A 13,906-nucleotide genomic window follows, 5' to 3' on the forward strand; every position below is an offset into this window, starting at 1 on the left:
GCGTGGATCGCGCAGGGCGGACTCACCGCGGAGTCCGGTGAAAGGACAACGATGTATGTGGGTGCGATCGACCAGGGCACCACATCGACACGCTTCATGGTTTTCGACCGGCACGGTGCCGTCGTCGCGCGCCATCAGCTCGAACACGAGCAGATCATGCCGCGCGCGGGCTGGGTCGAACACAATCCGGACGAGATCTGGGAGCGCACCCGCACTGTCGTCAAAACCGCACTGGCGCAAGCGGATCTGACCGCCGCCGAGCTCGCCGCCATCGGCGTCACCAATCAGCGCGAGACCACGGTGGTCTGGAATCGCCGCACCGGCCGCCCCTACGGCAATGCCATCGTCTGGCAGGACACCCGCACCGACCGCGTCATCGCCGACCTCGACGCCGCCGGGCACAGCGAACTCATCCGCGCCCGCACCGGCCTGCCACCCGCCCCCTACTTCTCCGGCGGCAAACTGCGCTGGATCCTGGACACCGTCCCGGGCGTGCGCGCCGACGCCGAACGCGGCGACGCCCTGTTCGGCACTATGGACACCTGGCTCATCTGGAACCTGACCGGCGGCATCCGCGGCGGCGTGCACGTCACCGATCCCACCAATGCCTCGCGCACCATGCTCATGGACCTCGAGACCCTGGACTGGGACGACGAACTCCTCGCCATCTTCGACATCCCGCGCGCGATGCTCCCCGCCATCGCCGCCTCGGCGAACCCGGCCGGTTTCGGCAGCACCAACCCCGACGGCCCGTTCAAGGGTGTCGTCCCCATCGCGGGCGTGCTCGGTGACCAGCAGGCCGCCGCCGTCGGCCAGGTGTGCTTCCGGCCCGGCGAGGCCAAGAACACCTACGGCACCGGCAATTTCCTCATGCTCAACACCGGCACCGAGATCGTGCGTTCCCGGCACGGCCTGCTCACCACGGTCGCCTACCGCTTCGGCGACGACGAACCCGCCTACGCGCTGGAGGGCTCGATCGCCGTCACCGGTTCGGCGGTGCAGTGGCTGCGTGATCAGCTCGGCATCATCGCGGGTGCCGCGCAGATCGAGGACCTGGCCGGCCAGGTCACCGACTCCGGCGGGGTCTACTTCGTGCCCGCCTTCTCCGGGCTGTTCGCCCCGTACTGGCGGCCCGACGCGCGCGGCGCGGTGGTCGGCCTCTCGCGCTACAGCAACAACGCGCATCTGGCCAGGGCCACCCTGGAATCCATCGCCTACCAGACCCGTGACGTGGTCGAGGCCATGCAGCGCGACGCGGGCGTGCGGCTAGAGACGCTGCGGGTCGACGGCGGTGTCACCGTGAACCAGCTGGCCATGCAGATCCAGGCCGATCTGCTCGGCGTGCCGGTCTCGCGGCCGGTCGTCGCCGAGACCACCGCACTCGGCGCCGCCTACGCCGCAGGGCTGGCCGTGGGCTTCTGGGCCTCCACCGACGACCTGCTCGACAACTGGGCCGAAGACGTCCGCTGGTATCCCACCTGGTCCGACGAGCAGCGCGAACACGGCTACACCCGCTGGCGCAAGGCCGTCTCCCGGACCCTCGACTGGGCCGAGATCTGAACTCCGACAACCCCTTTGTCCAAGGAGAACCGCATGTCTGTACAACTGGACCGCAGCTACCGTGAGCAGGCGATCGCCGGGCTCGGCACCGAGGAGATCGACGTGCTGGTCATCGGCGGCGGGGTGACCGGCGCGGGTGCCGCGCTCGACGCGGCGTCGCGCGGCCTGTCGGTGACTCTGGTCGAGACCCGCGATTTCGCCGCGGGTACCTCGAGCCGCTCGTCCAAACTCATCCACGGCGGCCTGCGCTACCTCGAGCAGATGGACTTCGCGCTGGTGCGCGAGGCGCTGAAAGAGCGTGGGCTGCTGCTGAACACGCTCGCGCCGCACCTGGTGCGGCCGGTGCCGTTCCTGTTCCCGCTCCAGCACCGGGTGTGGGAACGCGCCTACATCGGCGCGGGCATCGCCCTCTACGACACCCTCGGCGGCGCGCGCACCGTCCCCATGCACAAGCACCTGACCCGCACCGGCGCACTGGAACTCGCGCCCGCGCTGCGCGAGGACGCCATGACCGGCGCCATCCGCTACTACGACGCCCAGGTCGACGACGCCCGGCACACCATGATGATCGCCCGCACCGCCGCCGAACAGGGCGCGACCGTGCTCACCCGCACCACGGTGACCGGGCTGGAACGCGACGGCGAGCGGGTCGTCGGCGCCCGCGTGCTCGACCTGGAAACCGGCCGCGAACACACCATCCGGGCCCGCAGCGTGATCAGCGCGACCGGCGTGTGGACCGACGACATGATCAAGCTGACCGGCGTCGACTTCCCGTTCCATGTGCGCATGTCCAAGGGTGTGCACATCCTGGTCCCGCGTGACCGGCTCGACCTGCACACCGGCCTGATCATGCGCACCGAGAAGTCGGTGCTGTTCGTCATCCCGTGGGCCGAGCACTGGATCATCGGCACCACCGACACCGACTGGGCGCTGGACAAGAACCACCCCACCGCCACCGCAGCCGACGTGCAGTACATCCTCGACCACGTCAACGCACTGCTGCGCGAGCCGCTGACCAGGGCTGACATCGTCGGCACCTACGCGGGCCTGCGGCCGCTGATGACCGGCGCGTCCAAGGAGACCGCCAAACTCTCGCGCGAGCACGCCGTGGCCGAGCCCGCGCCGGGCCTGTTCGTGATCGCGGGCGGCAAGTACACCACCTACCGGGTGATGGCCGCCGACGTGGTCGACGCCGTCGCCGCCCGCCTCGGCGGCGAGATCCCCGCCTCGTCCACCGACACGCTGCCGATCATCGGCGCGACGGGCTATGCCGAGATGCTCGCCGCGGCCCAGTCGCTGGCGGCGGCCGCCGGGCTGCCCGCCGAGACCGTCGAGCACCTGCTGGGCCGCTACGGCTCGCTGACCAGTGAGCTGCTCGATCTGGTCCGCACCGATCACACCCTGCGACAGCCGATTTCGGGCGCGCCCGAGTACATCGCCGCGGAGATCGTCTACGCCGTCACCCACGAGGGCGCCCTGCATCTCGACGACGTGCTCACCCGCCGCACCCGCATCTCCATCGAGGTCCCCGATCGCGGCCTGGCCGCCGCCCCGCAGATCGCCCGGCTGATCGCCCCGCTGCTCGGCTGGGACGAGGAGACCACCGACGCCGAGATCAACCGCTACTACGACCGGGTGCACGCCGAACTCGCCGCCAACGAGGCCGCCGACGACGAGGCCGCCAATACCGCCCGCCTGGTCGCGGTGCACTGACCGCACACCCCAGCCCGACGCCGCCGGGCCAGGCATCGAAGCACGTGCCGCTGTTCCGCTTCGGTGCCTGGCGCACGCCGGTGGTGGTTGCCGACGCGGTCGCGGATTCGCGGGCAGCTGCTACCGAAGCGGCACCGGGGGTGCGGACGGTGACTACCGTGGACCCATGAATTCGCGCAGTGACCGCCGGGGCGTCGTGCTCATCACCGGCGCCAGCTCGGGCCTCGGCGCCGAGATGGCCCGCCAGTTCGCCGCCCTCGGCTACGACCTCGCCCTGTGCGCGCGCCGCACCGAGCGCCTCGACGAGCTGCGCACGCAGATCCTGGCCGAACAGCCGGATCGCGTGGTGTCGGTGAAGGCGCTCGATGTCGTCGACGACGCGGCCGTCTTCGGAGTCTTCGACGAGTTCGCCGCCGAGTTCGGCACGATCGATCGCGTCGTGGTGAACGCGGGCCTGGGCAAGGGCGCCCCGCTGGGCACCGGCCGCCACGACGCCAACCGTGCGACCGCGACGGTGAATTTCCTGGCCGCCCTCACCCAGAGCGAGGCCGCGCTCACCCTGTTCCGCGCCCAGGGCCACGGCCACCTGGTCATGATCTCCTCGATCTCGGCCCTGCGCGGCATGCCCAAGACCCTCACCACCTACGCCGCCACCAAAGCGGGGGTGGCCGCGCTCGCCGAGGGCGTGCGCACGGAAAACATTCCCGGCGTGGATGTCTCGGTGATCTACCCCGGCTACATCCGCTCGGAGATGAACGACCGGATCAAACATGAACCGAAATTCATGGTGGACACCGCCACCGGCGTGCGCGCCATGGTCGCCGCCATCGAGAAGCGCCGCGCCAAAGCGTATGTGCCCGCCTGGCCGTGGGTGCCGTTCGGCTACGCCCTGCGCGTCCTCCCCGCACCGCTGGCGCGCAAGCTCCTCTGACCCTCGCGCGCGGGAAAACGCAGCGGCACAGGCATGTATATGATGCTTGCGCTGTGCTCGGGGGGAAGATCTCGCATGGAGACCCCGCGCGTCCCATGAGGAGGGGAATCCGTGAAGACCCGTTTCGCGCTGTCCGCCACGGTGGCTGCCGCCGCCTTGCTGCTGGCCGGATGCCAGGAAGAACTGCCGCCCGGTGGTCAGCCGGTGACGCCGTCGTCGGCCACCACGTCCTCGGCGGCCCCGGCCACCCCGAACGCCGACGGCGTGCTGAACCCGGGTGACACCGGCAAGCTCGAATCCGGCGTCGAGCTGTCGATCCTGAAGGTGGAGGGCGACCAGGTCGAGCGCGAGGGTGCCGTCTCGGTGTTCACCTTCCAGCTCAACAACACCTCGTCCAAGGCGCTGGACCGCTGGTCGTCCCCGTCGCTGGTCTACGGCGAGGACGGGACCGCCGCCGAGTCGGTGCTCTCGCTGGACAAGAACTACAAGTACGGCCTCGAGGGCAAGCTGCCGCCCGGCTCCAAGCAGACCATCAAGATCGCCTACGCGGTGCCGGTCGACAAGCTGAAGCCCGCGGTCATCACCTCCGAGGAGCTGATCTGGCGGGGCGACTTCAGCAACTACAAGCGCTGACCCGCTGACGGTGGGCGGACATCGTCCGCCCACCCGGCCTCAGACCGCGCGCAGGTGCCCGCGGCTGGCGTAGATGTGCTCGGCGATGAGCGTCGCGATCCGGTCCGGCGCCTCCAGCATCGGCACATGACCCACCCCGTGCACCACGATGCGGTCGGCCGATTCGGGCAGTTCGCGCAGGTAGCGGGTGGCGTAGACGCTGTTGGGGATGATCCGGTCGTACTCGGCCAGCAGCATCCGCACCGGGGTCGCGATCGTGTCGAGATCGGTCATCGACGGGGCGCGCAGGCTGCCCAGCAGCATCGGGACGATCACCTCGCAGTGCAGCACCGCGGTCACCAGCGTCGCCAGATCGCGGCTCGAGATCGCGCTCACGTGCTTGGCGACCAGGAACCCCGCCACCTGCTGGACCAGCGCGTTGTCCACCACGAAGGTGCCAAGGCGCTTGCCGATCTCGACGAACGGGATCAGCGAGGCGAACTTGGCGCCGATGCGTAACTGGGTGATCGAGGGCTGGGTCCAGCCGCCCGCGGGCGCGATGGCGGTGAGGGTGCGCGCCCGGCCGCGCCGCGCCAGCTCCAGCCCCACCCAGCCGCCGAGCGAATTGCCCGCGATATGGCAGTCACGCCAACCCAATTCGTCGAGCTGGTTCTCGATCTGATCGGCCAGCGCGTACACATCCAGCGACCAGCCCTCGACCTCCGGGCCACCCCAGTGCCCCGCGAAGGCGGGCGCGTACACCTCGCAGTTCGCCGACATCCGCCGCGCCACCTGTTCCCAGCAGTGTGGCGAGAGCATGAATCCGTGCAACAGCAGCACCGGGTCACCCGACCCGAGATGCAGCGCCGCGACGGGCGCGGGACGGGCAGTGGACTTGGCGGTGCGTGACGTCATCGTCATCCACCCCTTCCTGGACAGCGGTGTCCCGGGGAGCATTCCTGACTTGTCATTGTACGGTCGTCGGGTGGCTCAAATCCTCTCGACAGTGAATGTGAACGGTGTTCGCGCCGCCGCGACCAAGGGCATGCTGGCCTGGCTGACCGCCACCGAAGCCGACATCGTGTGCCTGCAGGAGACCCGCGCGACCGACGCGCAGGTCGCGGCGGCGCTGGCGCCCGCGCTCGACGCCGGGTGGGTGCTCTCGCACGCCGAACCCGAGTCCAAGGGCCGGGCCGGGGTCGGCATCCTGTCTCGCCGCGCCCCTGACGCGGTGCGCGTCGGCTTCGGCAGCACCGAGTTCGCCGCGTCCGGCCGCTACATCGAGGCCGATTTCGGCGAGGTCACCGTGGCCAGCGTGTATGTGCACTCCGGCGAGGCGAACACCCCCAAGCAGGACGAGAAGTACCGCTTCATGGCCGAACTGGGCGCCTACCTGAAGACCCGCACCGGCGATTTCGTCGTCAGCGGCGACTGGAACATCGCCCCCGCCGAGGCGGACCTCAAGAACTGGAAAGCCAACCAGAAATCCGCCGGCTTCCTGCCCGAGGAACGCGCCTGGATCGCCGAACTCCTCGCCGCGGGCTACGTCGACGTCGTCCGCGCCCTCCACCCCGACACCGCGGGCCCCTACAGCTGGTGGTCCTACCGGGGCCGAGCCTTCGACAACGACTCCGGCTGGCGCATCGACTACCACCTCGCCCTCGGCGACCTCCCCACCCGGGCCAAACAAGCCGTCGTCGAACGCGCCCCCGCCTACGACCAGCGCTGGTCCGACCACGCCCCGGTCACCGTCCAGTTCCGGTGACGACAAGGCTCACGGTCGAGTGGGAACCCGACTCTCGCGACCCGCATCGACTGGCGCAACCTCACCCGCGAGTCCGTCACCTTCGTCTCCAAACACCTGGCACACACCGAAAGCGACGTCCTCTACAGCACGACCGTCCAAGGGCGTCGCGCCTACCTGTACGTCCTGCACGAACACCAGTCCAGCACCGACAAACTCATGCCGATGCGCCTGCTCGAGTATGTGCTCTCGATCTGGAAGCACCACCGCAAGGTCAACCCCGACACCGCTGACACCCTGCCGTTCGTTCTGCCGATCGTCACCCACGCCAATCCCAAGGGCAGCCCGTGGGCGGCCTGCGCGCAGCTCGCCGACCTGATCGACATCGATGACGACACCCGCGCCGAACTCGACCCCTACCTTCCCCGCCTGAGCTATCTGCTCAACGACCTGACCGCCACCCCGCTCGAGGACCTGCTCGCCCGCCCCGGCACTCCCTCGACTCGCATCCTGCAGGTCGTGCTCAAACTCGTGCCCGGCAATACCCGCCTCCACCTGGAGTTACGCGTACTGGAACCTGACTTGAGGTTGCTCGACCAGGATGAACTCGCCGCTGTTCTGACGTACATTCTCAGTGAAGGCGACACCGCCGACGATGATGTGCAAACGTTGGTCGACGAGATCGGCCCCGAGGCGAAGGAGACATACATGACCACCGCGAGTCGGCTCCGCGCCGAGGGCCGCGCCGAAGGGCGTGTCGAAGGGCAGGCCAAGGTTCTCATGCAATTGATGGCTGAGAAGTTCGGGCCGGTCCCCGGCCGGATCGTGGACGCTGTGCGCACAGCCAGTCAAGATCAGCTCGACACGTGGACCGGGCGTCTGTTGTCCGCCGACACCCTCGACGATCTCGGCATCGCCTGACGGTTCGCCGGTTCGACGCCAACTCACCGGCGTCGTGCCTGTACGCCTGCGAGGTTTGTCGTAGTAATCCGCTCGCGATAGCGTGCGACTATCTGTGCGCCATCTCGGTCGCCGGATAGTCGATGAACGCCTGCGGAGGGACGGTGAGTCCAGCCGCCCAGCGGAAGGCACGTCCCCGTGAAGTATGTCGAGGTCCAGTACCGGTGAACCTCTCGCGTAAGACGCTCGGATTGCTTGCCGGGCTCGTTCTCGTTCTGGCCGCGCTCGGGCTGTCGGTGTTCGGCGGGTCCGGTGACAACAACACCACCACCTCCGTGACCAGTACCGCTGCGGTTGCCGGTGGTACCACCACCGCGCCCAAGCCGGGTGCGCCTGCGGCGAAACCCGGGGGGAGTTCGGCCGCGCCGGTCAGCAAGGTGGCGGGGGTTCCGGATCGGGCGTACGCGACGTTGGTCGAGATCGATGCGGGGCGGTGGCCGGATTCGGCGGGCTCGCCCGGGACCAAGGGTGGGGAGCAGTGGATGAACCGGGGGACGAAACTGCCGCCGAAGGATTCGGCGGGGAATCCGGTGAAGTATCAGGAGTGGGATGTCAATCCCAAGCAGCGCAATCGGTCTCGTGATGCGGAGCGCATCGTGACCGGTAGCGATGGTTCGGCCTGGTACACCGGTGACCACTACGACACCTTCACGAGGATGCGCTGATGACGTCGCGAATGCCGCTGTCGCAGTTCCTTGCCCGACCCACCGCCGGAGCCCCGGCGGGCCCGGTGTTCGGCGCGCTGGCCGTCGACCCCGCGCAGTTCAGCGGGGTACGCTACGACGCACCGGCCGACTACCGGGTGCGCGAACTGCGCGGACCCAAGATGCGCACGGTCGCGGCGCTGTTCGACGAGTTCGCCGCCGCCTTCCAGTTCCCGTACTACTTCGGCGCCAACAAGGACGCCTTCGACGAGTGCCTGCGTGACCTCGATGATTTCGTCGGTGACGCCCCCGGCTATGTGGCGGTGGTCCGCACCGCCGCCGAACTGCTGGCCGAGCAGCCCACCGAACGCGACTGGTTCGCCGGCGCGGTGCGCGACTGCGCGGCCTACTGGGCGCGTCGCGAGGTGGCCTTCCGCGTCGTGCTGCAGGGCGAGCCGGCGGCTTTCGGTGCCGTCACGTTGACCGACCGCCCCGGCTCCTAGCGCCGGTATTCGCGTCTGCCCGATGCCACTCGACCGGCCGTAGCCGACGGACTCAGCGGCGACCGGCCAGGTCGTCGCCGAGCAGGACGAACACGTCGGTGATCTGGTCGACGAGTTGCTCGCGGGTGAGATCGAGGTCGCCCGCGAGCCAGGTGGTCAGGGTCTGGGTGAGCCCGCCGACCAGGTACAGCGCGCGGAAGTCGACGATGTTCTGCGCGATCTCCACCTGATAGAACCCGCTGCCCTGCGCGGCTACCAGCCGGGCGAACGCGCGCACCGTGCGCGCGGTGCGTGCCCGGAGTTCGGGTGTGGCCATGCCCGCGATCAGCGCGGCGCGGGCCTTGCGTGGGTCGTCGATGAGCACCGAGGTGCCCGCGTGGATGGCGGCGTGCGCCTGGGCGCGGCTGTCGGGGGCCGCTCCCGCCAGCGCCGTGACGATCGCGGCGGTGAGTTCCTCGGCGATCCGGTCCAGGACCGCCTCGAGGACCGCGTCGCGATGCTCGAAGTTCTCGTAGTAGTAGCGCTCGTTGAGCCCGGCGCGGGCGCACAGCCCGGCCACGGTCAGCTTGGCCTGCCCGTCCTCGCCGACGATCTCGAGGGCCGCGTCCAGCAGTGCGGTGCGGCGCTGCGCCTTGCGCTCGGCCGCCGAGACGCCGCCGTAGGTCCGTTGTGCGGTCACGGCATCCATTCTGCGTCCTGTCGGCTCCCGGGGCTTTTCTGGTAGAGACTCTTGCCAGATTATCAAATCTGGAGGATTCTATTGCCAGATGCACTCGACGAGGAGGCGCAGCATGGCCGCACGGCAGGGCGAACCCGGATATTTCGCCGACGATTCGATGATCCGCAGGGTGATGAGCAAGCGGGCGGTGGGACTCACCTACGGGGTGCGCGCGCTGGTGATCGGGGCGGTCCATCCGCTGCTGTTCGTCGGTACCAGCGAGAACACCGCGCACCGGGCCACCCCGTACACGCGCCTGGCGATCACCGGCGCGATGTTCGAGGCGGTGTTCCTCGGCAGCAAGTCCGAGGCCGACCGGGCGCTGGCCTTCACCCGCCGCAAGCATCAGCCGGTGGTCGGCACGCTGCCCGAGGACGCGGGCGCCCACCACCCGGCGGGCAGTGCCTACGCCGCCCACGACCCGCACCTGATGTTCATGACCATGGCCTTCACCTTCGATTCGGCCGAGGCCATGTACGACCGGCTGGTTCGCGATCTCACCGCCACCGAGCGCGAGGACCTCTACCAGGACTATGTCCGCTGGGGCGAGCTGTTCGGTATGCCGCGCGAGGCCGCTCCCGGCGACTACCCGGCCTTCCGCGCGTACTTCGACGCCTACCTGGACTCCGACGAGCTGTTCCTCACCGACGAGGCCCGGCTGGTCGGCTCCTACCTGGCGGGCAGCCGCAAGGCCTACCGGCTGGCCCCACCCGCCGAGCAGGTCGGCACCGCGCTGTATTCCCTGGTCCAGGGCAGTCTTCCGCCGCGGATCCGGCGGATGTACGGCATCGAGTGGGGGTTCACCGACGAGCTCGCCCACCGCGCGCTGTGCCGCAGCCTGCGCACCGCCCATCGCACGCCACCGCTGGCACCGCGGGTGCTCGCCGGTGCGCTGGCGGGGCCGAGCACGCCGTCCTATCAGCTGCTGGCCCGGCGCGAACAGCGCAATGTCCGGGCGGGCAAGGCGAGCATGCCCGGTGTCGATCCACGCAACTGGGTGCAGCGAAATTCCGCTTGAGCGGCATGGAAAGATCTGGTCCATGTCCAGTCCTGCCCCGGCCGCGACGGCCGAACGCAAGCAGCGGGTGCTGTCGGGCATCCAGCCCACCAGCGACTCCTTCCACCTCGGCAACTACCTGGGTGCGCTGCAGTACTGGGTGACCATGCAGGACGACTTCGACGCGCTGTATTTCATCCCCGACATGCACGCGATCACCGTCAGCCAGGACCCCAAGGCGCTGCGCGCGCGCACCAAGTCCGCCGCCGCCCAGCTGCTCGCGCTCGGTATCGACCCGGCCAAATCGACCCTGTTCGTGCAGAGCCAGGTGCCCGAGCACGCGGAGCTGGCGTGGGTCCTGAGCTGTATCACCGGGTTCGGTGAGGCGGGCCGGATGACCCAGTTCAAGGACAAGTCGGTCAAGCAGGGCGCCGAGAACGCGACCGTCGGCCTGTTCACCTACCCGGTGCTGATGGCGGCCGACATCCTGCTCTACCGCCCGCACCAGGTGCCGGTCGGCGAGGATCAGCGCCAGCATCTGGAGCTGACCCGGAACCTGGCCCAGCGCTTCAACACCCGCTTCAAGAAGACCTTCGTCGTGCCCGAGCCGCACATCGTCAAGGGCACGGCCAAGATCTTCGACCTGCAGGACCCCACCGCCAAGATGAGCAAGTCGGCCTCCACCGACGCGGGCCTGATCAATCTGCTCGACGACCCGAAGGTCACCGCGAAGAAGGTGCGCTCGGCGGTCACCGACACCGAGCGCGAGATCCGCTACGACCCGGAGCACAAAGCCGGCGTGAGCAACCTGCTGGTGATCCTGAGTTCGCTGACCGCCACCCCGATCGTGAACCTCGAGGAGAATCTCGCGGGTAAGGGTTACGGTGATCTCAAGGCCGAGGTGGCCGACGCGCTGGTCGAATTCGTGACACCCGTGCAGAAGAAGGTGCAGGAGTATCTGGCCGATCAGGCCGAACTGGACCGCATTCTCGCCGCGGGTGCCGAGCGGGCACGCGAGATCGCTGGCAACACACTGGCTCAGGTGTACGACCGGGTGGGCTTCCTGGCCCGCTGACCCGGCGCCCCTGGGGTTTCGGCTGAAGGGGCGCGTGGCATGCAGATCGTCGACAACATCTCGGCCGCTGTCGAGAAGCAGATCGGGCGCAGGCCCTGGCTGGATCATCTGGTCAGGGCGGGCGGCCGCTTCCAGGACAGCCGCGGCGACTTCTTCGCCGCCGGTATCACGTATTTCACTGTGCTGTCGCTGTTTCCGCTGCTCATGGTGGCGTTCTCGGCGGCCGGTTTCGTGCTGGCCGGGCACCCGGAGTGGCTGGCGGAGTTGCAGGAGAAGGTCGTCGAGCTCGTGCCGGGTTCCTTCGGCGACCAGATCAACGACCTGATCGATCAGGCCATCAAGTCACGCGGCACCGTCGGTGTGCTGGGTCTGCTGGTCGGTCTCTACACCGGCCTGGGGTGGATGTCGAATGTGCGGGCCGCGCTCACCGAGCAGTGGGCGAGCAAGAGTCCCGAGAAGCCGTGGTGGCTGGCCAAGCTGTCGGATCTGGGCGCGCTGATCGGTCTGGGGCTGGCGTTCGTGGTGTCGCTGGGCCTGTCGGCGGTGGGGGCGAGCGGACTGGGCAGGCGGCTGCTGGAGGGTCTCGGGCTCGACCATGTGCCCGGTGCGACGGTGGTGCTGTCGCTGATCTCGATCGCGCTGGGCTGGCTGGCGTCCTGGGCGGTGTTCGCCTGGATGATCGCCCGGTTGCCGCGGGAACCGGTCTCGCTGCGCAGCGCGGCGCGCGCGGCGGCGCTGGCTGCCGTGGCGTTCGAGGTGTTCAAGGTGGTCGCGGCGATCTACCTGCGGATGGTGATGTCGAGCCCGGCGGGCGCGACCTTCGGTTCGATCATCGGTCTGATGGTGTTCAGTTACACCACCTACCGGATTCTGCTGTTCGCCACCGCGTGGGCGGCCACCTCGTCCGACAACGAACGCGCCGCGACCGTCCAGCCGCCGGACCCGGTGGTGATCAAGCCGCGCGTGGTCGAGCACGGCGTCACCACCGGGGCGGGCGCGGCCTACTTCGGCGCGGGCGCGGTGGCCGCGCTGGCCCTGGTGCTGGTGGGCCGCAAGCGCTAGCGCCCGCGCCGCACCACCCGCCTGCCCCACAGCAGCAGCCCGACCACCACCAGCGGAATACCGATCAGCGTGGCCACCCGGGCGCCCTGGTGCGCGGGCTGCTCGGGCGCGGCCTGCGTACCGTCGGCGCGCGGCGGGGGTGAGGCGAGCGGCACGCTGGGTTGCACTGCCTCGCTACCGGTTTCGGGGAGCTTGCCGATGCGGGCGTCGGTGTCGAGGGCGAAGCCGTAGTCCAGCAGCCGCGCGGCCTGCACCCACGGGCGCACCGGGAGCACGTCGGCCTTGAGCAGGGTGACGACGAGGCGGTGGCCGTCGCGTTCGGCTGCGGCGACGAAGGTCTGGCGGGCGTCGTCGGTGAAGCCGGTCTTGCCGCCGATCGCGCCCGCGTAGTTGTAGAGCAGCTGGTTGTCGTTGGCGATCGGGAACCCGGGGTGGTCCTTGTCGTCGGGGATCTTCGGGTCGGCCGGATAGCCGGGGAAATCGACCTGTTCGGTGTGGATGAGCTCGGCGAACAGTGGGATGTTCATCGCCTCGCGGAACAGCACCGACAGGTCGTAGGCCGAGGTGCTCATACCGGGGCCGTCCAGGCCCGACGGGGTGGCGGCGCGAGTGTCCATGGCGCGCAACGACTTCGCCACCGCGTTCATCTTCGCCACGGTGGCCTCGTCGCCGCCGAGCTGGGCGGCGATGGCGTGCGCGGCGTCGTTGCCCGAGCACATGATCAGGGCCTGCATGAGCTGGCGGTTGGTGTAGCGCCCGCCCGGTCCGATGCCGACGCGGGTGCCGTCGACATCGGCGTCGGCCTGGGTGCCGACGACCACCTTGTCCAGGTCGAGGGTGCGCAGCGCGACGATGGCCAGGGCCACCTTGATGGTGGAGGCGGGGCGGTAGCGGCCGTGCGGGTCCTTGGCCGCGAGCACGCGCCCGGTATCGAGGTCGGAGACCATCCACGAGGTCGCGGAGATGTCGGCGGGCAGCGCGGGCGCGCCCTGCGGCAGCACCACGCCGCATTCGCCGAGCCGTTCGCCACCGATGGTGGGGGAGGGCACCGGCAGCGGGCTCGGCGCCGACTCGCCCGGCGCGGGCACCTCGGAGGTGTCGATCGGCGCGGGCGGCAGCGTGCGCTGCGGGCAGCTGTCGGTGTTCGGGGTGGTGAACGGGGGTGTGGTGGTCGTGCTCGACCCGGTGGTGGGTGGGTCGTAGGGCTCGACGGGCGGGATGGCGAGGGCGGGAGCCGCGGCGAGGGCGGCGACCGAGGCGAACGCGCCGAGCGTGCTGGCGGCGCGCACGCCGAGTTCACGGATCTTCATCACCTCGCAGCCTAGCGAGCCCGCGCGTCGCGGCAACGCGGGGTATTGACACATCATCGCAAATGAGAGCTACTATC

At 69.4% G+C, this 13,906-nt stretch carries 13 protein-coding genes and 1 pseudogene; 11 read left to right on the forward strand and 3 right to left on the reverse strand.

What is annotated here, in order from left to right:
• Positions 1-51: 51 nt before the first annotated feature.
• From glpK to ACFC06_RS22980, 4 genes are all read left to right on the forward strand, one after another.
• Positions 52-1,560, forward strand: coding sequence for a glycerol kinase GlpK (gene glpK / locus ACFC06_RS22965; RefSeq protein WP_375934659.1), 1,509 nt, complete (start codon positions 52-54; stop codon positions 1,558-1,560).
• A gap of 33 nt (positions 1,561-1,593) precedes the next feature.
• On the forward strand, positions 1,594-3,273 hold the full coding sequence (glpD, locus tag ACFC06_RS22970; protein WP_375934662.1) for a glycerol-3-phosphate dehydrogenase: 1,680 nt from the start codon (positions 1,594-1,596) through the stop codon (positions 3,271-3,273).
• Between the two features lie 166 nt (positions 3,274-3,439).
• Positions 3,440-4,204, forward strand: coding sequence for an SDR family oxidoreductase (locus tag ACFC06_RS22975; protein WP_375934665.1), 765 nt, complete (start codon positions 3,440-3,442; stop codon positions 4,202-4,204).
• Positions 4,205-4,315: 111 nt separating this feature from the next.
• Entirely contained in the window at positions 4,316-4,837 is a 522-nt protein-coding gene (locus tag ACFC06_RS22980) for a hypothetical protein (protein ID WP_375934668.1), read from the forward strand.
• Positions 4,838-4,876: 39 nt separating this feature from the next.
• Here ACFC06_RS22980 and ACFC06_RS22985 read toward each other — a convergent pair whose 3' ends face one another.
• Entirely contained in the window at positions 4,877-5,731 is an 855-nt protein-coding gene (locus ACFC06_RS22985) for an alpha/beta fold hydrolase (RefSeq protein ID WP_375934671.1), read from the reverse strand.
• A 91-nt stretch (positions 5,732-5,822) separates the two neighbouring features.
• Here ACFC06_RS22985 and ACFC06_RS22990 point away from each other — a divergent pair, with 91 nt between their 5' ends.
• The 4 genes and pseudogenes from ACFC06_RS22990 (at position 5,823) to ACFC06_RS23005 (ending at position 8,667) form a co-directional block, all read left to right on the forward strand.
• Positions 5,823-6,581: an exodeoxyribonuclease III gene (locus ACFC06_RS22990; protein WP_375934674.1), complete on the forward strand. Its 759-nt coding sequence runs from the start codon at positions 5,823-5,825 to the stop codon at positions 6,579-6,581.
• A gap of 42 nt (positions 6,582-6,623) precedes the next feature.
• A pseudogene (locus ACFC06_RS22995) lies at positions 6,624-7,481 on the forward strand (Rpn family recombination-promoting nuclease/putative transposase); the annotation flags it as partial.
• Between the two features lie 203 nt (positions 7,482-7,684).
• Positions 7,685-8,185, forward strand: a complete 501-nt coding sequence (locus ACFC06_RS23000; protein WP_375934677.1) for a ribonuclease domain-containing protein — start codon at positions 7,685-7,687, stop codon at positions 8,183-8,185.
• Entirely contained in the window at positions 8,185-8,667 is a 483-nt protein-coding gene (locus tag ACFC06_RS23005) for a barstar family protein (protein ID WP_375934680.1), read from the forward strand. Before ACFC06_RS23000 ends, ACFC06_RS23005 begins: the two co-directional genes overlap by 1 nt.
• A gap of 52 nt (positions 8,668-8,719) precedes the next feature.
• Here ACFC06_RS23005 and ACFC06_RS23010 read toward each other — a convergent pair whose 3' ends face one another.
• The gene (locus tag ACFC06_RS23010) at positions 8,720-9,355 is read right to left on the reverse strand and encodes a TetR/AcrR family transcriptional regulator (RefSeq protein ID WP_375934683.1); all 636 of its coding nucleotides are present in this window, start codon (positions 9,353-9,355) and stop codon (positions 8,720-8,722) included.
• Positions 9,356-9,458: 103 nt separating this feature from the next.
• On the opposite strand from ACFC06_RS23010, the gene ACFC06_RS23015 reads away from it, so the two are divergent.
• From ACFC06_RS23015 to yhjD, 3 genes are read left to right on the forward strand one after another with little or no spacing between them, the layout of a single operon-like run.
• Positions 9,459-10,403 (forward strand): oxygenase MpaB family protein, encoded by a 945-nt coding sequence (locus ACFC06_RS23015; RefSeq protein WP_375934686.1) that lies wholly within the window; start codon positions 9,459-9,461, stop codon positions 10,401-10,403.
• A 22-nt stretch (positions 10,404-10,425) separates the two neighbouring features.
• On the forward strand, positions 10,426-11,457 hold the full coding sequence (gene trpS, locus ACFC06_RS23020) for a tryptophan--tRNA ligase (RefSeq protein ID WP_375934689.1): 1,032 nt from the start codon (positions 10,426-10,428) through the stop codon (positions 11,455-11,457).
• Between the two features lie 39 nt (positions 11,458-11,496).
• Positions 11,497-12,519, forward strand: a complete 1,023-nt coding sequence (yhjD, locus tag ACFC06_RS23025) for an inner membrane protein YhjD (protein WP_375934692.1) — start codon at positions 11,497-11,499, stop codon at positions 12,517-12,519.
• Here the strand turns inward: yhjD and ACFC06_RS23030 are convergent.
• Complete coding sequence (locus ACFC06_RS23030; protein ID WP_375934694.1) at positions 12,516-13,829, reverse strand: D-alanyl-D-alanine carboxypeptidase family protein; 1,314 nt, start codon at positions 13,827-13,829, stop codon at positions 12,516-12,518. The two genes, yhjD and ACFC06_RS23030, sit on opposite strands and share 4 nt — an antisense overlap.
• Between the last annotated feature and the right edge of the window lie 77 nt (positions 13,830-13,906).

Origin of the sequence: Nocardia sp. NPDC056064 (assembly GCF_042266925.1) — a bacterium.
Classification (GTDB): Bacteria; Actinomycetota; Actinomycetes; order Mycobacteriales; family Mycobacteriaceae; genus Nocardia.